Genomic DNA, 19,707 nt, shown 5'->3' on the forward strand with positions numbered 1-19,707 from the left:
GAATGGATGGAATGTCGTAAGAAAATATTCCATGAGGATCGTGAAATCTGCACCTTTATTTTATCTTTGTACGATTGCAATAATTAATAGACCATGAATAAACTACTAACCTCTCTTTTATTGTCTGTTACTCTCATGAGTGGAGCGCAGGCGCAGAAAAAAGAAAATTACTATGTGAAGCATGTTGAATTTCCTCAAAGTGCAACTATCGAACAGAAGGTTGATATGGCAGCGCGTCTGGTACCTACTCCACAGCAATACGCTTGGCAACAAATGGAATTAACAGCTTTCCTTCATTTTGGTATCAACACCTTTACCGGACGTGAATGGGGGGACGGGAAAGAAGATCCCGCGCTCTTTAATCCTTCGGAACTGGATGCTGAACAATGGGTACGTACCCTCAAGGAAGCCGGCTTTAAAATGGTGCTTCTGACTGCAAAACATCACGACGGTTTCTGCCTTTGGCCAACGGCTACTACCAAACATTCCGTGGCCTCTTCTCCTTGGAAAAACGGACAAGGCGATGTAGTGAAAGAACTTCGTGCTGCCTGTGACAAATATGATATGAAGTTTGGAGTATATCTTTCTCCCTGGGACCGGAATGCGGAATGTTATGGAGACTCTCCCCGTTACAATGATTTTTTTATTCGGCAATTGACGGAATTGCTCACCAATTATGGTGAAGTACATGAAGTCTGGTTCGACGGGGCGAATGGAGAAGGTCCGAACGGAAAGAAGCAAGTGTATGACTGGGACGCTTTTTACCAAACCATCCAACGCCTCCAACCCAAAGCTGTGATGGCAATTATGGGGGATGATGTCCGCTGGGTCGGAAACGAGAAAGGAGTAGGCCGTGAAACGGAATGGAACGCAACTGTGTTGACTCCCGGTATATATGCCCGTTCACAAGAGAACAACAAACGTTTGGGTGTTTTCAGTAAAGCAGAGGATTTGGGAAGTCGTAAGATATTGGAGAAAGCTACGGAATTATTCTGGTATCCTTCGGAAGTCGACGTATCTATCCGTCCGGGATGGTTCTATCATGCGGAGGAAGATGGTAAAGTGAAATCTTTGAAGCATTTATCAGATATTTATTTCCAGTCGGTAGGATATAATTCAGTGCTTCTACTGAATATTCCACCTGACCGGAGGGGACTGATTCATGAAGCTGATATCAAGCGGTTGAAAGAGTTTGCTGATTATCGGCAACAAACGTTTGCTGACAACCGGGTGAAAAACGGAAGAAAATACTGGAGCACTACTTCGGGCGGTGAGGCTGTCTATGCCTTGAAGTCCAAATCGGAAATCAATCTGGTCATGTTGCAGGAAGATATAACGAAAGGGCAGAGGGTAGAGGCTTTTACTGTGGAAGCCTTGACGGATAATGGCTGGAAAGAAGTAGGAAAAGGTACGACGATAGGATATAAACGTATGTTGCGCTTTCCGGCAGTTAATGCCAATAAGCTCCGGGTGAGAATAGACGAGTGCCGGTTGACTGCTTACGTTAGTCAGGTTGCCGCTTATTATGCAGAACCTTTGCAGGAAGAAACAACGAAAGAAGACTGGAATAATTTGCCGCGTTCCGGATGGAAACAGGTTGCTGCTTCTCCATTAACGATTGATTTGGGGAAGACGGTAACATTGAGCAGTTTCACGTACGCGCCTTCAAAAGCGGAGGTAAAGCCGACGATGGCATTCCGTTATCAATTCTTTGTAAGCATGGATGGTAAGAGCTGGAAAGAAGTGCCTGCCAGTGGAGAGTTCAGCAATATTATGCATAATCCGTTGCCACAGACGGTTGCTTTCAGTCAGAAAGTACAGGCACGTTTCATTAAACTGGAGGCCACTACACCTGATGCTACCGTTGCTAAAGTAAATATGAATGAAATAGGGGTGATGGTGATTCCCTGATGGAGCCCTCATCGAAAAATGATATGCTTAGAGAGTAGCAGTGGAGACCGGTGTCTTGATTCTTGATAAATCGGATACTAGTCTCTTTTTTTCTAAACCAAATGAATATTTTACTGTTATTTATAAAAAAAGACAGAAGTTATGTTAGTAGTAGATTTAGGAAAATGGATGAATAAAACCCTCATTAATTGGGGAATAGATCCGGCTGTTGCCGATCGTTTTGATGAGACTATTATGGCTTTACTGATGATAGTGGTTGCTATCGTTTTGAATTATCTTTGCCAGGCAATTCTTATTGGAGGTATGAAACAGTATACGAGACGTAAACCTCATCAATGGAATACATTGTTGATGAAGCGTAGGGTATTTCATAATTTGATTCATACCATCCCGGCTTTTCTGGTTTATTCGTTGTTGCCGATGGCTTTTATCCGTGGAAAAGAGCTGTTGCTGATTTCCCAGAAGACGTGCGTCATTTATATTATTTTCTCTTTACTATTGGCTATAAATGGGATTCTGTTGATGATAATGGATATCTATGACGGAAGAGAGTCGATGAAAGACCGCCCGATGAAAGGTTTTATCCAAGTGTTGCAGGTGCTTCTTTTCTTTGTTGGCGGGATTGTAATCATTGCTATTATCGTGAATAAGTCTCCGGCTACTTTGTTTGCGGGCTTGGGCGCTTCAGCGGCTATTTTAATGTTAGTATTCAAAGATTCCATATTAGGTTTTGTGGCGGGTATCCAGCTTTCTGCCAACGATATGGTTCGTCCGGGGGACTGGGTGACGCTTCCTTCCGGTGACGCAAATGGCATTGTACAGGAAATAACGCTGAATACAGTTAAGATCCAGAATTTTGATAATACCATTTCCACTATTCCTCCTTATACATTAGTGAGCAGTCCTTTTCAGAATTGGCGGGGAATGACACAGTCGGGAGGACGACGGGTGATGAAGAGTATAACTTTGGATTTGACTACACTTCAATTCTGTACTCCGGAAATGTTGGACTGTTACCGGAAAGAAATTCCATTAATGGCGGATTATCAGCCGGAAGAAGGAGTCGTTCCTACCAATTCTCAAGTGTACAGGGTATATATTGAACGCTATTTGTGTAGTCTGCCTGTGGTCAATCAGGAGTTGGATTTGATTATCAGTCAGAAAGAAGCTACGATGTACGGAGTACCTATTCAGGTTTATTTCTTCTCCCGCAATAAGGTCTGGAAAGAATACGAGCGTATTCAGTCGGATATCTTCGACCATTTGCTGGCAATGGTTCCGAAGTTCGATTTGAAGGTTTATCAGTATTCGGACTAATTCATCATTTGCATCATAGAGGACATGGAGAAATAGAAGTTCGGAACTCTTGTTTGATAATTTAATTTATGAAGCTATGATGAGGCGTTATATTTCTCATCGTAGTGAGAATAGTCTCTTGTCAGAGTATGCTGTAGCGGCGTTTGTACTTCTCTGATAATGGTTGACTATCTTTATTTGTAATAACCTGATAATATTGGCTACTATCGTTTGCCATAATTAATATACAATCAATTCAAAGTCTGTGTAGATAGGAAGATGGTCACTGATGCCTCCTTGATATTTCATTCCCTTATAAGTGCGGAAAGGTTCTTTGTCACCATATTTTTCGTCGTCTTTCAGTAAAAAAGGGAGAAGGCATACATTTGCTTTTTCTTCGCTAGTGAAAAAGTGATTTGATTGATTTAATAGCGTGCCTGATACAATCAAGTGGTCGAGTAATCCCCATTCACCACGAAATTTGTAAGAACCGAAGTTTTTTGATTTTGCTTTTCGGGCAAGTAGATGATATAGTTTTAGTGAGGAGAGGGTAACTGTTGAGGCGTTGGCGGAGTCGGTTGTTGAAGCTAGGTCATTGGTTTTAACAGGAGGCGCTTCGGCTTTCAGTATTTTCAGAATGGACTGATTCGTCGGGTAATCGTTGAAATCCCCCATGATAATGGCTTGCGGATGAGAACGAATATTCATAATGCTATCGACTTCCGTACGCAGTATGTGAGCTACATATAAACGATAAGGTTCCGATTCTTTGGCTCCACCCGAACGGCTGGGGAAGTGGCAGACAAATACGTCGAGTGTATCTCCCGCCAGTAGAAGCCCGCTGACGTGTAGCAAATCTCTTGTCGGACGGTGCTGCTTAAACGGAGGAATGGAGATGGAACGGGAAGATAATAGTTTGAATAGATCCCGTTGATAAAGCAAGGCTACGTCAATTCCTCTTAAATCAGGGGAGTTGGTCATTACATAACGATAGCTGAGCTCTTTTAAAGGAGAACGACGGGTAAGGTCACGAAGCACTGTATCATTTTCTACTTCACATAATCCAACTAATGCGGGAGGATTCCATTCGCCAATAGCAGTAATTACACGGGCAACATCAGCCAGTTTTTTCTTATATCTGCTATAATTCCAATGACGTATCGCATCGGGAAGATATTCATGATCGTTCTTCAGACTGTCGTGGTGTGTGTCGAACAGGTTTTCTATGTTCCAACTTACAACACGGAAAGAGATTCTTTCTTGTTGAGAGGAGGCTTGTCTGCTGTGAACCTCTTGTGCAATGATATTGGAAGGAGCGAGGAAACTTACACCTGATAAAATCATAGTAAAAAAGAGTACGATAACAGCTATTCTTTTTTGACTGTTACCATACTCTTCTTTATGTTGACTTATTTGCCCGCTACTTCTTGGCAGGTACATGTGCCAGGATGTCCAACAGGTGTTTCCAGAACTTTTCTACAGTAGGAATAAGCATTCGTTCGTCAGGAGAATGAACACCTGTCAGTGTCGGTCCGAAAGAGATCATATCCAGCGTTGGATATTTATCAAGGAACAGACCACATTCCAATCCTGCATGGATGGCTTTAACTTTCGCATCTACACCAAATAGACGCTTGTAAGATTCAACTGCCACTTCGAGGATAGCCGAGTGCGGATTCGGTTTCCATCCCGGATAACCTTCACCGAACGTAACATTAGCTCCTGCCAGTTGGAATACGGCCCTAACCGTGTTCGCCATATCGTTGCGTGCGGATAGTATCGAGCTTCGCTGACTGGTTTCAATACGGATGATATGATTCGGTTTCATCTTGACAGATGCCAGATTGGTAGACGTTTCCACCAGTCCGGGAATATCCTGGCTCATAGCATATACACCGTGAGGAGCTGCATACAGAGCTTTTAATAAGCAGGTAGTGGTATCCTGGTCGATAGCTATCTTACGGGGAGCTTCCGATTCGAGTACCAACTTTAAGTCAGGTTCTACAACAGATAATTCGTCTTCCATTTCGCTGGTGAAAATATTCAGTTCGGTGCGGACATCATGCTTGGCATCTTCGGGAACTGCACAAATTGCATAAGCCTCGCGGGGAATAGCGTTACGCAGATTACCTCCGTTGATTTCACAAAGGTACAGATCATGTCTGCCAGCCATGCGTGAAAGAAAACGGTTCAGTATTTTGTTGGCATTGCCCCGTCCCAAATGAATGTCACCACCGGAGTGACCGCCTTTCAACCCTTTCACTTCCACCTTGAAGAAGAAATATCCGGCGAGAACTTCCACTTCCTTATAAGTAAATTCTGCAACGGAGTCAATACCTCCGGCACATCCGATAAAGATTTCCCCTTCATCTTCCGAATCGAGGTTCAGAAGGATGTCACCGCTCATAAAACCTTCTTGCAGGGCAAAAGCTCCGGTCAGTCCGGTTTCTTCGTCTACGGTAAACAGGCATTCCAGCGGACCGTGCTCAATGTTGTCGTCAGCCAGGATAGCCAGCTCGGTAGCTACACCGATACCGTTGTCGGCTCCGAGGGTTGTGCCTTTGGCTTTCAGCCATTCACCGTCAATTTCCGTTTCGATGGGATCGGTGAGGAAGTCGTGTTGAACATCGTTATTCTTTTCGCACACCATGTCGATATGCGATTGCAGAACGACGGTTTGAAGATTTTCTTTTCCCGGAGTAGCGGGCTTTTTAATCAATACATTGCCGGCTTCGTCCACCTTGGTTTCCAGATTATGTTTTGCTCCGAATGCCTTCAGGTAGGCAATCATTTTCTCTTCCTTCTTCGAAGGGCGTGGCACTTGGCAGATTTCTTCGAAATACTTGAATACGCCAGCCGGCTTTAAGTCTTTTTTTTCCATGCTGTTTCTATTTTATAATAGGAATAGAAGGGTTGTTTTCGCTTCTTCTATTGCTAAATATGGTTAATTTGATTGACTTATCTGAACTCATATCTCATTAAAGCCTATCTTTGCACTCACAAAATTAATAGAAATGGTTGAGACTATACTGATAACTTTGTTAATAGTTGCTATTTCCCTGGTATTATTAGGGGTGAAAGTATTCTTTACGAAGGGTGGGAAGTTCCCGAATGGTCACGTGAGTGGGAATAAAGCGTTGCGTCAGAAAGGAATCGGATGCGCACAGTCGCAAGATCGCGAAGCACAAAAGAAGCCGCGTTTTTCTATTAACGAGTTGGAAAAAGCCTTGAACGATAGTATGAATTAAATTTATTAAAAACAATACTTATTAATTATGAATAGAATGAACTACCTCATGAACGGTTTGGCTGCTCTTGCGTTTATCGTTTTATTTTCACAATGTGCTGGCAAAACTGACAATCAAACTACCAATGCTCCGGCTCAGGCTAATGCCGAACTGTCAGGAATGAAAATTGCCTATGTTGAAATAGATACGCTGCTTGCCAAATACAATTTCTGTATTGACTTGAATGAGGCGATGGTAAAGAAGAGCGAAAACGTTCGTATGACATTGAATCAGAAGGCTACCTCTTTGAACAAGGAAAAGCAAGATTTTCAGAAGAAAGTTGAAAACAACGCTTTCCTGTCACAAGATAGAGCGCAGCAAGAGTACAACCGTCTGGTGAAGTTGGAACAAGATTTGCAAGAGTTGAGCAACAAACTTCAGAATGGTTTGATGGAAGAGAACAACAAGAATAGCTTGCAGTTCCGCGATTCTATCAACGCTTTCCTGAAAGAATATAATAAGACTCACGGATATAGCCTGATCTTCAGCAACACTGGTTTCGATAACCTGCTTTATGCTGACAGCACTTTCAATATTACAAAAGAAATTGTTGACGGGTTGAATGCAAGATATTCACCTGTGAAGAAATAAATGATATAAAACTGTTCCGTTCTTTATAAAAGGACGGAACATTATCGAATTAAAAAAAGTGATGCCTGTTCAAGACTGAAAAGCTATGAACGGGCTTTTTTTATGACCTTTCTTTTTCTTCTTCCTGTGGAATACGGAAAGCGGTGTAAAGTTCGAGGATGGCAGCAACTGTGAGGCAGGCAATCCATTCATTGCCTCGTGTGGTAAACATGAAGGCTCCGGTCAGGATAAGTGCCAGTGCACCGAATATCTGCTGAACACGCAGGCGTTTCAATGTTTTGCTCTTTCCTTTGACGGGTGTGTTCACTTGTGCCAATGCGATACATCCGGCTCCAACAGTATATATGTAAGGAGCGTATATCCATCCGGTAATAAACACAGCTGCTCCGGTGAGAGCCATTATGGCGCCTGCGGTGAAAAGGGCGGGTACTAATTGTTTCATTCTTTAATCTTCAAAAACGTAAATATCTTCGTTGGGTTTCTTCATCAGATACTTTTCACGGGCGATCTGTTCGATGGCGTCCGGATTGGTACTTATTTCGTTGAGACGTTTGGTGTTCTCTTCGTAATCTGCCCGGTACTTTTCTATCTCTTCTTTCAACTGGCTGATTTCCCGTTCATATCCGAAACGACGAACCAGGCTGTTCTCGTCCAGAAAGCCAATGATAACAGCAAATGCAACGACCGTAATGAGGTACTTGCGTCTGCATATGAAACTCCAGATACTGATTAGTTTACCCATAATTTCTCCTTTTAATATCTGCAAAGATAAAACTAATAACTTAAAAACTTATCGCTTCGGCTTCAAAACTTCTCTCTTTATCCCTTATTACTTATCACTTTTTTTGTGTACATTTGCAGAATAAGCGAAATTTCAAAAACAGAGAGAATCCCGGATATGGAAAACTATATTGTTTCAGCCCGTAAATACCGTCCGTCCACGTTCGAATCGGTGGTGGGGCAGCGGGCGTTGACTACTACGCTGAAAAATGCAATTGCTACCCAAAAACTGGCTCATGCTTATTTGTTTTGCGGACCGCGCGGGGTAGGAAAAACGACTTGCGCGCGTATCTTTGCCAAAACCATTAATTGTATGACGCCTACCGCTGACGGAGAGGCTTGCAATCAGTGTGAGTCATGTGTAGCTTTCAACGAACAGCGGTCATATAATATTCACGAACTCGATGCTGCTTCTAATAACTCGGTGGATGACATTCGCCAGTTGGTGGAGCAAGTGCGTATCCCGCCACAGATTGGTAAGTATAAGGTATATATCATCGACGAGGTGCACATGCTCTCGGCATCTGCTTTCAATGCGTTCCTGAAAACGCTGGAAGAACCTCCCCGTCATGCGATTTTTATTCTGGCTACGACGGAGAAGCATAAGATTCTTCCTACCATTCTTTCACGTTGTCAGATTTATGACTTTAACCGGATAAGCGTGGAAGATACGGTGAATCATCTGTCGTATGTTGCTTCGAAAGAAGGAATCACGGCAGAGCCGGAAGCGCTGAACGTGATAGCCATGAAGGCGGACGGTGGTATGCGTGATGCATTGTCTATCTTCGATCAGGTGGTTAGTTTCACCGGAGGAAATATCACCTATAAGAGTGTGATTGATAATCTGAACGTACTTGATTATGAATATTATTTCCGTCTGACGGATTGCTTCCTCGAAAACAAGGTGAGCGACGCATTGTTGCTTTTCAATGATATATTGAATAAAGGTTTTGACGGAAGTCACTTTATTACCGGATTGTCGTCTCATTTCCGTGACTTGTTGGTCGGGAAAGACCCGGTGACATTGCCTTTGCTGGAAGTGGGAGCGAGCATACGCCAACGTTATCAGGAACAGGCGCAGAAATGTCCGTTACCTTTCTTGTACCGGGCTATGAAGCTGTGTAATGAGTGCGATTTGAATTACCGCATCAGCAAAAATAAGCGTTTGCTGGTAGAACTGACCTTGATACAGGTTGCACAGCTTACCACCGAGGGGGATGACGTGAGTGGTGGGCGTGGCCCTAAGAAGACTATAAAACCCGTATTCACTCAGCCTGCCGCAGCACAGCAGCCGCAGGTAGCTTCTGGCACTCAGGTTCAGCAGGCTCCAGTTCATTCGTCTCCGTCTTCAGTTACAACACAGGTTGCTAATGGGACTACTGCCCAGCATCTGCAGGCTTCTGCGGCTGTGCAACCGGGAGCACCGGCTTCTCCTGGTGCGGCTTCGTCTGCTCCGTCACAAGGAGCGGGAGTTGCTCAGACTGCCAAGGAAGAACGAAAAATTCCCGTGATGAAGATGTCCAGCTTGGGGGTATCTATCAAGAATCCGCAGCGTGACCAAGTATCGCAGAATGCGACTACAACTTATGTTCCTAAGGTGCAACAACCGGAAGAGGATTTTATGTTCAATGACCGGGATTTGAATTATTATTGGCAGGAGTATGCCGGCCAGTTGCCGAAAGAACAGGATGCTCTTGCAAAACGTATGCAGATGCTCCGTCCGGCGTTGCTTAACAACTCAACTACTTTTGAAGTGGTGGTTGATAATGAGTTTGCTGCAAAGGATTTTACAGCTTTGATTCCCGAATTGCAGGATTATCTTCGCGGCAGACTGAAGAACAGTAAAGTGATGATGACAGTGCGGGTAAGTGAGGCAACAGAAACAGTACGTCCTGTGGGACGTGTCGAGAAATTCCAGATGATGGCTCAAAAGAATCAGGCATTGATGCAACTGAAAGATGAGTTCGGGCTGGAATTATATTAATGTACTTACTTCTATCAGATTACCATCCGGATCTCTGAAATAAATACTCCGGATGGCACCCTGCGCACCTTGACGCTGGACTATACCGACTTCTATTTCTATTCCTTTGGATTCTACTTCGACTTTTATTTCCTCTATGTTTCCTCCTGTAAGTAAACAGATGTCCGCACTTCCGAAAGCAGGATGCTTGGCAGCAGGAAGGAACTGTGCTTTTCCTACGTGAAGATTGATTTTCTGATTACCGAACTTGACGGCAAAGCGTTGGTTGCTTGTATCGGCTTCCATTCCCAGGACTTCTGTGTAGAAATGTAGGCTTTTATCTATATCGGACACCGGTATGACGATATGGTCGATATTCTTGATTTTCATATCAATGTAGGCGTTGATTCATGCGGTCTTCATATCCGTCTGAAGGTTTTCTTCCCGGCATGACAATCCACAAGATAATATATATAATCACTCCGGCGAAAGCAGTGAAGAATGTAGCCAATATATATACTATTCTCAATAAAGTAGCATCCCATCCGAAATATTCGGCTATTCCGGCACATACACCTGCAATCATTCGATTGGAAGAGCGGGTTAATTTCTTTTCATTTTCCATGATATACTATGTTCTTTTAATGCAAATGCTACACAAATATAGAGAATATATTTGGTTTATGGGTTAAACGGAAAGATTTATGTATTATTTGTTAGCATTTTAACTTACTTAATTTGGGGTCAACAATAGACCAACAACAAGGAATATTAGGTAGGATTTAGCATGATTTGCTCTCTAAGATGCCTATTTCCTGAAAGCAGAAAACCCTCATAAGTATTTAACTTACAAGGGTTTTTGTTGGGTGGAAGACCGGACTCGAACCGGCGACATTCAGAACCACAATCTGACGCTCTAACCAACTGAACTACATCCACCATGTTTGCGTTTCTCTAACGCGGTGCAAAGATAGATATTATCTTCTAATTTCCAAAAGATTCTGCTATTTTTTTTCGAAAAAAGTATATTCTTTTATTCCCCGATTGTGCTTGCTGAAAAGGGTTCGCGCATCATTTACAAAGATTTTCAGAGAGTTACATGCTTGTAAAGGAATTGAATCAATCGGCAAATTGACTGGGAGCAATTGATGATTTTTTTTTCCTGATTGAATGGGACGGGCTGTCCATACTAAACTATAATCACAATTATTGAGGCGGACAGTGCTGTCTTTTACTAATTCCATTCTTACCATCAGTCCTCCGTCAGTGCGGCGGGCGGACATATTGGAAATATAATTTCCCAGCGAATAGACTACGAGATGTTTGTCATTCGTCAGGCTGTCTGTGCGAACTTCGATGGGCTGAACTACGTGAGGATGGGAGCCGATGATATGGTTTACTCCTTTTTCAATCAGCCAGTCGGCGAGGAATTTTTGCTCTTTGTCCGGGAGTGACTGGTATTCGATTCCCCAATGCATACAAGCTATGATAGCATCCGGCTTCATTGCTTTACTCTCTTCAATATCTTTGGCGATGATGGCTGTATCGATATAGTTCACGATATTAGGAGGGGTAACGGGGATGCCGTTTGTTCCATACGTGTAGTTGAGCAGGGCGATGCGGAATCCGTTCTTTTCTAATAAAAGAGGATATTTCTTTTCGCGTTCATCAGCGTTGATATACGTGCCTGCGTGTGGAACCTTTAAAGAGTCTATTAATTGAATGGTTCTCTCCAGTCCGGATTTACCACGATCGAGACTGTGGTTGTTGGCAGTCACTAAAACATTGAAACCTGCATCGTGAATTGCGGTCAGAAATTCGTCCGGCGCGCTGAAAGCAGGATAACCTTTGTAAGGTTTGCCTCCTAATGTCACTTCCAGGTTGGCGATGGAGAGGTCGGCTTTCTTTATTTCTTCTTTGACATACGCAAAGCATGTGGAGTAATCATAGCCGGTTGATGTTCGTGCAGCGTTGATTTGTCCCTGATGTTGCATGAGGTCACCTACGAAAAGGAGGCGTAGGGTGTCGGTGGGGAAGATGCTGTCGGAAAGGCTGTCCGACAGGGTGTCAATGATAGAATCTCTCTTTGCCTGCGACCGGGAGGTGCAGGACAAAGAGAGAAGCAAAATCATCAGAAACAGGGTATGTCTCATTGATAAATAGCTTTCTTACCAGCTAAGAGTGTATTTTTCATTAACGATACAATCGTCATTGGTCCAACACCGCCCGGTACGGGAGTGATGAATGAGCATTTCGGTGCAACTTCGTCAAACTTCACGTCGCCGGTCAGTTTAAAACCTGATTTCTTGGTTGCATCCGGCACACGGGTAGTACCTACGTCAATAACTACCGCGCCTTCTTTCACCATTTCGGCTTTTACAAAGTTCGGTTGTCCCAAAGCAGCGATAATAATATCAGCTTCCTGACATTCTTTTACCAGGTCTCTGCTACGGCTGTGGCATACGGTTACTGTGGCATCGCCCGGATAGGCTTTCTGCATCATCAGGGCAGCCATCGGTTTGCCGACAATATTGCTGCGTCCGAGTACGACGCACTTTTTTCCGGAAGTTTCTATGTTATAACGTTTCAACAATTCGAGAATGCCGTTGGGAGTAGCGGATACATAACACGGAAGCCCGATGGACATACGGCCTACGTTGATCGGATGGAAACCGTCTACGTCTTTACGGTAATCAATTGTTTCGATTACTTTCTGTTCGGAGATATGCTTGGGTAAGGGAAGTTGTACGATAAAGCCGTCCACGTCGTTGTCTTCGTTTAGTTCACGTACTTTGGCAAGCAGTTCTTCTTCGGTCACGTCACTTTCATAACGGATGAGGGAAGACTTGAATCCACATACTTCACAGGCTTTTACTTTGGCAGCTACATAAGTCTCGCTACCACCATCGTGTCCTACAAGAATAGCGGCCAGGTGCGGGCGTTTTTCGCCATGAGCCACCATTTCGGCTACTTCGGCTGCAATCTCTTGTTTTACTTGTTCGGAAATTGCTTTTCCGTCTATCAGAGTCATATTTTCAGAGTATTTATTGGTGATGGACAAAAGTAAAATAAATAACTGAACTCTCCAAAGGGATTGGAATTTTTGTCAAGAGATGGGGGGGATAAAAAAAAGAGGGAGCCGAAACTCCCTCTTTTTACTTATCATTAGATTTGGATCTACAGAATGATTACTTTTTCATCTTAGGCATCATCTTACCCATTTTGCTGCTAGTCACCATTTTCATCATTTTGCGTGTCTGGTCGAACTGTTTCAATAGGCGATTCACTTCTTGGATAGTCGTTCCGCTACCTTTGGCGATACGCGTACGGCGTGAACCGTTCAGTATTTCCGGATTGGAACGTTCTGCCGGAGTCATGGAATAAATGATGGCTTCGATGCTCTTGAAAGCATTGTCGTCAATATCAATATCTTTGATTGCTTTTCCTACTCCCGGAATCATGGAAGCGAGGTCTTTCAGATTACCCATTTTCTTGATTTGTGCAATCTGGCTAAGGAAGTCGTTGAAGTCGAATTGGTTTTTGGCAATTTTCTTCTGTAAGCGTTTGGCTTCTTCTTCATCGTATTGTTCCTGTGCGCGTTCTACCAATGAAACGATGTCACCCATACCGAGAATACGGTCGGCCATACGGGCAGGGTGGAACTGATCGATTGCTTCCAGCTTTTCACCTGTACCTACGAATTTAATCGGTTTGTTCACTACCGAACGGATAGAAAGAGCCGCACCACCGCGGGTATCACCATCGAGTTTGGTCAGTACCACACCGTTGAAGTCCAGACGTTCATTGAATTCTTTAGCTGTGTTTACAGCGTCCTGACCGGTCATGGAGTCTACCACGAACAGAATTTCGTCCGGGTTGATTGCTTTTTTGATAGCGGCGATCTCGTTCATCATCTGCTCGTCTACTGCCAGACGTCCGGCTGTATCGACGATAACGAGGTCGTATCCTTTGGCTTTGGCTTCCTGAATGGCGTGTTGTGCGATTTCTACCGGATTCTTGCTGTCCAGTTCGCAGTACATCGGTACTTCAATCTGTTCTGCCAATACACGTAACTGTTCGATAGCTGCCGGACGGTAAACGTCACAAGCCACCAATAATGGCTTACGGTTCTTCTTGGTTTTCAGCATTCGTGCCAGTTTACCGGAGAAGGTGGTCTTACCCGAACCCTGCAAACCTGACATCAGGATAACTGCCGGACGGGCGTCGATGTTGATCTCGGCTGTCTCTCCACCCATCAATTGTGTAAGTTCATCATGCACGATTTTCACCATCAATTGGCTTGGCTTCACAGCCGTAAGAACGTTCTGGCCAAGCGCTTTTTCTTTCACTGTATCCGTGAAATTCTTTGCCACCTTGTAGTTTACGTCGGCGTCGAGAAGTGCTTTACGTACGTCTTTCAGCGTCTCCGCCACGTTGATTTCGGTGATTTTGCCTTCACCTTTCAGAATCTTGAATGACCGTTCTAGTCTTTCACTTAAATTATCGAACATAGTTATTTAATTACGAATTACTAATTACAATTTACTTGGCCGAAAGAGGGACTTTTCCGTCTACTCTTTATTTGAGCTTGCAAATGTACAAAAATCTCTTGTATTTATATCTTTTTATTCTGCCATTTTGCTTTTTTGAGATAAATATAACTTGTTATCAACAGCAAGCTATAATACACAATCTCAATCGTAAAGCAAATTTCGATCGGTGCTTTCAGCCACATTCCGATGAAAATGATGTATGATCCGTAGATGATAATTGTAATCGTTTCGAGCAACAGGGCTGCCTGTGTATTTCCTGTTCCGGAGATACCGTTAAACACCACGTTGGCTACGGATGCGATAAGCATGGCGCAACAAATTACATATACCGAGGGTACGGATTCCGTAATGAGCGCAGCTTCACTAGTGTAAATGGAGAGCAGGAATTGCGGAAACAGTGCCGATACCGCTACTAACCCCAGCATGATGAAAAAGGAGAAACGCGCAATTTTATTAATGAGCGGCATCACGTGCTGGATGCCTCCTGCACCAATAGCATTGCTGACAAGACTGTTGGTAGTCGTAGCCAGTGCGTTGACCGGAATCAGCAATACGACATAAATACTCCGGACGATATTGGCAATCGCCAGTTCCCGTTGTCCCAACCGTTCTACGGCTACGAAGAAAACGAACCAGGTAGCCATCGACAGGAAATATTGCAGCATGGTGAAGCAGGAGATACTAAGAATCCGCATCAGCAATGCTGGGTCGAATGTGCGCAGGCGGTTCATACCGTATTTCTTTAAATCGACCGTGGCATACGTATAGATGACGAAAAAGAGAATGGAGGAGGCTTCTGCCAATACGGAAGCAATAGCAGCCCCTTTGATACCCATTTCCGGCAAACCGAACTTTCCGAAAATTAATGCATAGTCCAGTACGACATTAGTTAATGCCATGACAATAGCATTGATGGTTAGCACTTTAGTGCGTGTAATGCCGATGTACAATGCCCGGAACATGACATTGATAAAAGAGAAAAAGAATCCGTAAATACGCCAGTTCAGAAACTCCATTGTTCCTTCGTAGATGGATTCTGAAGAAACTAGCAAACGCATGATGTTTCCACCGAATGCTTTGGTGAATCCGAATAGCAGCAGGGCCATGACGAACAGGAACATGATTCCTTGAATCATGACGGGACCGACATCCGAATAGCGTCCTTCGCCATTGCGTCGTGCGATGACTATCTGCGAACCGGTACTGAATCCGAATGCGATGGTGAATACGCATATATAGAATAACCCGCCCATAGCTGATGCTCCAAGGGCTACTTCACTCACGTGTCCGAGGAATGCTGTGTCGGTGACATTGATGACATTTTGTGCCAGCAAGCTTAGTAGTATCGGATAACTGACACTCCAAATCTGTTTGTTGGTGTACATAATTAAGTGTTTAAGTTTACACTTTGCAAAGATAGTGCTTTATTTCGATTCGGAAACGATGGGGTAGATGAAAACAATTTCCGGACCTCCGGGAGTTTTATCGTTGACGAGATAGTTTCCTCCGAAATGTTTTAGTAACAACAGGTTGATATCATGCCGGATGATGGTTTCCTGTGATACGAATGCATGGTCTGCCAAAGGTGAATTAGTGATCCGGAAACAAAGCATGTCTTCATTCTGGCTTAATGTGAACCGGATGATTCGTGCTTGCCGGTGTTCTTGTGGGTACACCAGTACGCTAATCAAGGCCTGTGTCAGTCGCATTATATCGGTATGAATTTGGGCGTCCGTTTCGCTGGAAAATTCAATCTGGATACCTGTTTCTTCGTTCCTCATCTGCGCCATGCTGCATGCTTCCTTGCATAGGGTAGTGGCATCATAGTCTTGCAACTGGAACTTCATCATCTGAGCTTCCAAACGGGATAAGTCGAGAACGTCATTGACAAGTCTCATTAACTTCTCCGAACTTTTGTGGATGATGTTTGAGTATTCTTGCCTTATTTCCTTGTCTATATTGGGTTCGCTGGCTATGAGTTGTGAGAAACCGACCACATTGTTGAGTGGGGTACGGATGTTATAGCTCATGTTGGACAGGAAGCGATTTTTTATTTCATTGGTCTTCCGCACGTTTTCTGTTGTTTTCCGGATTTCGTTTTCCGCGTATTTGAGTGCCTTCCGTACCATAAAGAGTCGTGCCATAAAGATAAAAAGCAGAATCAGGATAACAAATATAAAGATCAGATAGGTGAGCTGGATCCGGTTGTTTTCCCTTTTTTGATCCAGTTCTGTTTTTTTCGATATTGTATTTGCTTTGTATCTGTGCCATCTGATTGTTTGAGAGTACAGTGGCTGTCGAGTCTTTGATGGCAAGTGCCTGCTCATACAGGGGGATGGCTTTTCCGCTTTGCCCTGCCTGTTTCCATATTCTGGCCTTTTCGAGTAGCTGTTCGGCATAGTCGCTTGTGAAGTCTTTCTTCAACATCGTCAGTGTCGTGTCGATATAATCCGATGCCTGTTGGTAGGCTCCAATTGCCTGGTAATATTTGGCAAATGTGTCGAAATAGAGTACTTTATACATGAAATAAGTATTCTCGTCCAGATATTCTTTAGATTTTACGAGATGTTCATAGGCTTGTTGCGGCTGATGGGTATTCAGGTAATAATAGCTGTAGAACAGTTCATTGAACAGGTATACATCGGCAAATCCCGCTTTTAAGGATGGGTTTGCACTGATGTGGTTATGAAGAGTGTTTTCCAGTTCCTGCAAATATTTGAGTAGTTTTTTATTATCCTTCTTTTCTTTGACAACGGATACTAACTGTGACAATACCGAGATACGGACCACCGGATTTTCTGTCGGAGTGAGTAGCTGGTAGGCAGTCTCCAGTGCTTCTATTCCTTTATCCCAGCGCTGGCTGCCGATATATGCATTACTCAAGCATTGATAGGCAGCCATACTACCCCGGTTACTATTCATTTGGGAGGCTTGCTGTTGCATCTTTTGAGATTCGTTGATAGCAAGTTCGTATTGTTCGTTGAATGTGTACAGGTCTATCTGGAAACGTTTGGCATCAAAGAAGTAATTCCATAAATCTGATTTCCGGGCATGAGGCTCCATTATGGTGAGCCATTTGGCTACACTGTCTTGATTATTACGATTGTAATAGTATAAAATATGGTAGTAAGCAGCCAGACCGGCATATTTGTCATTTCCCAGTTGCAATGCTTCTTTCATTAATGCATCCGAATATTGGATACATTGCTGGTTGTTTTGTTCTATTCTGATGATTTGATTGAGAACATTCAGCCGTGTCGTATCGTACGGTAATGTTTCCAACACCTTTATCAGGCTGTCGGATTCCAAAACAATCTTGGTGCTGGCTTTTCCGGTGAGGGTGCAGCATAATAGAAGGATCAGGAGCAGGACTTGTTTCATTCGGCTTCCTCCTTTCCTTGTTGCTCATGGTAAATGGGGTGTGTGAACAGGAAACGGGCTCCTTCCTCATAATTGGAGTCAATCCATATTTTGCCGCCCAGCTGCTCGATAATGAGTTGGCAGATAGACAGACCGAGTCCTGTCCCTTGAGCATTTTCATTCAGTTTCTCAAAACGGTTGAATATTTTATTCTGATTCTCCGGAGAGATACCGCAACCGGTGTCGGTCACGGAAAACAGTGCTATGTCTTCTGTCTGTTTTTCCAGTTCCATGGTGATGGAACCTTGCGGAGTAAATTTGGTTGCATTGATGAGAAGGTTGATTAATAATTGTTGTAACCTTGCATTGTCTGTCGTCAATTCTAATGAATGGAGAGAGGTCGAAAAACGGACGTTAGCATTCGTTTGTTTTATTTTCTCAACCATGTCGATAACGTTTCTGCATATTGCCACTGCATCACATCGCTCATATTTGAATTTCATCTTGCCTACTTCGAGACTGGACAAGTCGATTACGTCGTTAATCAGCTTGAGTAACAGTTCTGAATTTTGCTGAATAATATCGCTACACTGTTTCCGGGTCTCGTTGTCGATGGATTCTTCCGTCAGGATGGAGGAGAAGCCGGACAACGCATTGAGCGGCGTGCGAATTTCATGGCTCATGTTGGAAAGGAAAAGGCTCTTTGTTCGGATGGAATTTTCTTCTTGCTTTTTCACTTTTTCCAGTTCCTGCTGTGATTGGCGCAGTTTTTTATTTCCTCGTCTGACCAAAAGGATGAAAAATACAATCAGTATGACTATGAATAGGATGGTGAACCAGCTCCAGTAGAGGATTGTCTTCTGTCTGTTTAAGTTGTCCAGTTCATTTTTATCTATTTGGTAGAGGGTGTGCAATTCATTGATTTGGCGAATATAATTCATTGCGTCCAAAGAGTCTTTGTACGTATTGAATATTTCATAAGCTTCACATGCTTCCTTGCTGTTTCCCATTAGTGTAAGTATGTGTGCACGATCTTTCAGTACTTGCAGGGATCTGTATGAGTTGGCTGCTTTGGTATGCGAAAGTAATTCGTCAAGTGTGGTTAGTGCCTGCGTGTATTCTTTGGATTCAGTGTAGTAGCGTGAATACAGGTATTTAATCATTAAATGAAAATATGGGTACTGGTGTTGCCGGCTGATTTGTTCGGTTTGTCGTATATAGTTTAATGCTTCCGGAAGATGATGCATCTGGATGCGATAGAATGCCTGACAATAAACAAGGTGGAAATCGTCTTGGGGATTCGTATCCTTGTTGATAACAGATTCGAGTTCCCGGATATTGTCTTCTATATCTGTCATTTGGTGATAGTTGAGCTTCGTCAGGATAAATTGGGACAAGATCGTTTTGATATATTGGTTGGCATGAGGGAGTTTCTGAATGATTTCTAATGCTTCCTTATACGATTTGATGGCAACTTGTGGTGTTGACGAACTTAAATAGGTATTTCCAATGGCGTGTAATGCGAGTGCTGTTCCCAAAGGATAGTCCATTTCTCTGGCTTTCTGGTACATCTGATTGGCCTGGTTGATGGCGAGACTGATGTTGCCTTCTGTGATTAAGGCTTGAACGGTCAGCAGATTTATCTGGAATAGGAGTGGGTATTGTTGTTCCTTTTGTAATTCCGGTTCTAAAAGTTTTTCCCAGGCAATGATGCTGTCGACAGGGGCGTCCGGACTAAATGGATGATTGTATTCAAGTAAAGGTTGTAATAAAGAAAGACGATCTGAATTTGTACGTGCAGCATATAAGGTGACCGATATTAATGCGGTTACGACTATTGCAATTATATGACGTCTGTGTTTTTTCACCTGATATAAGAATTGCTTGCTTGTAAGTTTATCTGCAAAAGAACTAAAAGAGGTTGTGTCAAAACGCTGACACAGCCTTTTTTATGCGCAAAGCCCAG

16 protein-coding genes, 1 tRNA gene and 1 pseudogene are annotated in these 19,707 nt (G+C 43.4%); 5 read left to right on the forward strand and 13 right to left on the reverse strand.

What is annotated here, in order from left to right; genetic code table 11:
- The first annotated feature begins 93 nt into the window (after window positions 1-93).
- Window positions 94-1,911, forward strand: coding sequence for an alpha-L-fucosidase (locus tag DWZ47_RS19835; protein WP_004300809.1), 1,818 nt, complete (start codon window positions 94-96; stop codon window positions 1,909-1,911).
- Between the two features lie 141 nt (window positions 1,912-2,052).
- Window positions 2,053-3,228, forward strand: coding sequence for a mechanosensitive ion channel family protein (locus DWZ47_RS19840; RefSeq protein ID WP_117514365.1), 1,176 nt, complete (start codon window positions 2,053-2,055; stop codon window positions 3,226-3,228).
- 219 nt (window positions 3,229-3,447) lie between these two features.
- On the opposite strand, the gene DWZ47_RS19845 is transcribed toward DWZ47_RS19840, so the two are convergent.
- Together DWZ47_RS19845 and DWZ47_RS19850 are read right to left on the reverse strand one after the other, a co-directional pair.
- Window positions 3,448-4,647 carry an endonuclease gene (locus tag DWZ47_RS19845; protein ID WP_182281605.1) on the reverse strand — a complete coding sequence of 400 codons (1,200 nt, stop codon included), beginning with the start codon at window positions 4,645-4,647 and terminating at the stop codon, window positions 3,448-3,450.
- A complete protein-coding gene (locus DWZ47_RS19850; RefSeq protein ID WP_117514369.1) occupies window positions 4,628-6,088 on the reverse strand; it encodes an aminoacyl-histidine dipeptidase in 1,461 nt (486 codons plus the stop codon). The genes DWZ47_RS19845 and DWZ47_RS19850 overlap by 20 nt, the downstream gene beginning before the upstream one ends.
- A 133-nt stretch (window positions 6,089-6,221) precedes the next feature.
- Here DWZ47_RS19850 and DWZ47_RS19855 point away from each other — a divergent pair, with 133 nt between their 5' ends.
- Together DWZ47_RS19855 and DWZ47_RS19860 are read left to right on the forward strand one after the other, a co-directional pair.
- Window positions 6,222-6,455 (forward strand): hypothetical protein, encoded by a 234-nt coding sequence (locus DWZ47_RS19855; RefSeq protein WP_004300805.1) that lies wholly within the window; start codon window positions 6,222-6,224, stop codon window positions 6,453-6,455.
- A 27-nt stretch (window positions 6,456-6,482) separates the two neighbouring features.
- Window positions 6,483-7,085: an OmpH family outer membrane protein gene (locus tag DWZ47_RS19860; RefSeq protein WP_004300804.1), complete on the forward strand. Its 603-nt coding sequence runs from the start codon at window positions 6,483-6,485 to the stop codon at window positions 7,083-7,085.
- Between the two features lie 100 nt (window positions 7,086-7,185).
- Here the strand turns inward: DWZ47_RS19860 and DWZ47_RS19865 are convergent, their stop codons facing one another.
- Both DWZ47_RS19865 and DWZ47_RS19870 read right to left on the reverse strand, forming a co-directional pair.
- Window positions 7,186-7,527, reverse strand: a complete 342-nt coding sequence (locus tag DWZ47_RS19865) for a hypothetical protein (RefSeq protein ID WP_004300803.1) — start codon at window positions 7,525-7,527, stop codon at window positions 7,186-7,188.
- Window positions 7,528-7,530: 3 nt separating this feature from the next.
- Window positions 7,531-7,827: an FtsB family cell division protein gene (locus DWZ47_RS19870; RefSeq protein ID WP_004300802.1), complete on the reverse strand. Its 297-nt coding sequence runs from the start codon at window positions 7,825-7,827 to the stop codon at window positions 7,531-7,533.
- Window positions 7,828-7,983: 156 nt separating this feature from the next.
- Here DWZ47_RS19870 and DWZ47_RS19875 point away from each other — a divergent pair, with 156 nt between their 5' ends.
- Complete coding sequence (locus DWZ47_RS19875; RefSeq protein ID WP_117514370.1) at window positions 7,984-9,849, forward strand: DNA polymerase III subunit gamma/tau; 1,866 nt, start codon at window positions 7,984-7,986, stop codon at window positions 9,847-9,849.
- Here the strand turns inward: DWZ47_RS19875 and DWZ47_RS19880 are convergent.
- The 9 genes and pseudogenes from DWZ47_RS19880 to DWZ47_RS19920 all read right to left on the reverse strand — a co-directional run bounded on the left by DWZ47_RS19880 (window position 9,841) and on the right by DWZ47_RS19920 (window position 19,609).
- Window positions 9,841-10,218 carry a VOC family protein gene (locus DWZ47_RS19880; RefSeq protein ID WP_117514372.1) on the reverse strand — a complete coding sequence of 126 codons (378 nt, stop codon included), beginning with the start codon at window positions 10,216-10,218 and terminating at the stop codon, window positions 9,841-9,843. The two genes, DWZ47_RS19875 and DWZ47_RS19880, sit on opposite strands and share 9 nt — an antisense overlap.
- A 1-nt stretch (window position 10,219) precedes the next feature.
- Window positions 10,220-10,453 (reverse strand): PspC domain-containing protein, encoded by a 234-nt coding sequence (locus DWZ47_RS19885; protein WP_004300799.1) that lies wholly within the window; start codon window positions 10,451-10,453, stop codon window positions 10,220-10,222.
- Between the two features lie 239 nt (window positions 10,454-10,692).
- Window positions 10,693-10,768, reverse strand: a tRNA-His gene (locus DWZ47_RS19890).
- A gap of 64 nt (window positions 10,769-10,832) precedes the next feature.
- Entirely contained in the window at window positions 10,833-11,981 is a 1,149-nt protein-coding gene (locus DWZ47_RS19895) for a CapA family protein (protein ID WP_117514374.1), read from the reverse strand.
- Window positions 11,978-12,859: a bifunctional methylenetetrahydrofolate dehydrogenase/methenyltetrahydrofolate cyclohydrolase FolD gene (folD, locus tag DWZ47_RS19900; RefSeq protein WP_004304330.1), complete on the reverse strand. Its 882-nt coding sequence runs from the start codon at window positions 12,857-12,859 to the stop codon at window positions 11,978-11,980. Before folD ends, DWZ47_RS19895 begins: the two co-directional genes overlap by 4 nt.
- Before the next feature lie 157 nt (window positions 12,860-13,016).
- Window positions 13,017-14,339: a signal recognition particle protein gene (gene ffh / locus DWZ47_RS19905; protein ID WP_004300796.1), complete on the reverse strand. Its 1,323-nt coding sequence runs from the start codon at window positions 14,337-14,339 to the stop codon at window positions 13,017-13,019.
- Window positions 14,340-14,443: 104 nt separating this feature from the next.
- Window positions 14,444-15,766: an MATE family efflux transporter gene (locus DWZ47_RS19910; protein WP_004300795.1), complete on the reverse strand. Its 1,323-nt coding sequence runs from the start codon at window positions 15,764-15,766 to the stop codon at window positions 14,444-14,446.
- Window positions 15,767-15,805: 39 nt separating this feature from the next.
- Window positions 15,806-17,762 (reverse strand): annotated as a pseudogene (locus tag DWZ47_RS19915) (histidine kinase dimerization/phospho-acceptor domain-containing protein).
- Window positions 17,759-19,609, reverse strand: coding sequence for a sensor histidine kinase (locus tag DWZ47_RS19920; protein ID WP_004311374.1), 1,851 nt, complete (start codon window positions 19,607-19,609; stop codon window positions 17,759-17,761). The pseudogene DWZ47_RS19915 and the gene DWZ47_RS19920 overlap by 4 nt, the downstream one beginning before the upstream one ends.
- Between the last annotated feature and the right edge of the window lie 98 nt (window positions 19,610-19,707).

It is taken from the genome of Bacteroides sp. AF32-8BH, from assembly GCF_003435205.1.
Classification (GTDB): Bacteria; Bacteroidota; Bacteroidia; order Bacteroidales; family Bacteroidaceae; genus Bacteroides; species Bacteroides ovatus.

Coding starts and splice junctions, on each gene's coding strand:
- DWZ47_RS19895 (WP_117514374.1), bottom strand. CDS start 11,981: ATGAGACATACCCTGTTTCTGATGATTTTGCTTCTCTCTTTGTCCTGC.
- DWZ47_RS19885 (WP_004300799.1), bottom strand. CDS start 10,453: ATGGAAAATGAAAAGAAATTAACCCGCTCTTCCAATCGAATGATTGCA.
- DWZ47_RS19880 (WP_117514372.1), bottom strand. CDS start 10,218: ATGAAAATCAAGAATATCGACCATATCGTCATACCGGTGTCCGATATA.
- DWZ47_RS19910 (WP_004300795.1), bottom strand. CDS start 15,766: ATGTACACCAACAAACAGATTTGGAGTGTCAGTTATCCGATACTACTA.
- folD (WP_004304330.1), bottom strand. CDS start 12,859: ATGACTCTGATAGACGGAAAAGCAATTTCCGAACAAGTAAAACAAGAG.
- DWZ47_RS19835 (WP_004300809.1), top strand. CDS start 94: ATGAATAAACTACTAACCTCTCTTTTATTGTCTGTTACTCTCATGAGT.
- DWZ47_RS19845 (WP_182281605.1), bottom strand. CDS start 4,647: ATGTACCTGCCAAGAAGTAGCGGGCAAATAAGTCAACATAAAGAAGAG.
- DWZ47_RS19840 (WP_117514365.1), top strand. CDS start 2,053: ATGTTAGTAGTAGATTTAGGAAAATGGATGAATAAAACCCTCATTAAT.
- DWZ47_RS19870 (WP_004300802.1), bottom strand. CDS start 7,827: ATGGGTAAACTAATCAGTATCTGGAGTTTCATATGCAGACGCAAGTAC.
- DWZ47_RS19855 (WP_004300805.1), top strand. CDS start 6,222: ATGGTTGAGACTATACTGATAACTTTGTTAATAGTTGCTATTTCCCTG.
- DWZ47_RS19860 (WP_004300804.1), top strand. CDS start 6,483: ATGAATAGAATGAACTACCTCATGAACGGTTTGGCTGCTCTTGCGTTT.
- DWZ47_RS19865 (WP_004300803.1), bottom strand. CDS start 7,527: ATGAAACAATTAGTACCCGCCCTTTTCACCGCAGGCGCCATAATGGCT.
- DWZ47_RS19875 (WP_117514370.1), top strand. CDS start 7,984: ATGGAAAACTATATTGTTTCAGCCCGTAAATACCGTCCGTCCACGTTC.
- DWZ47_RS19850 (WP_117514369.1), bottom strand. CDS start 6,088: ATGGAAAAAAAAGACTTAAAGCCGGCTGGCGTATTCAAGTATTTCGAA.
- ffh (WP_004300796.1), bottom strand. CDS start 14,339: ATGTTCGATAATTTAAGTGAAAGACTAGAACGGTCATTCAAGATTCTG.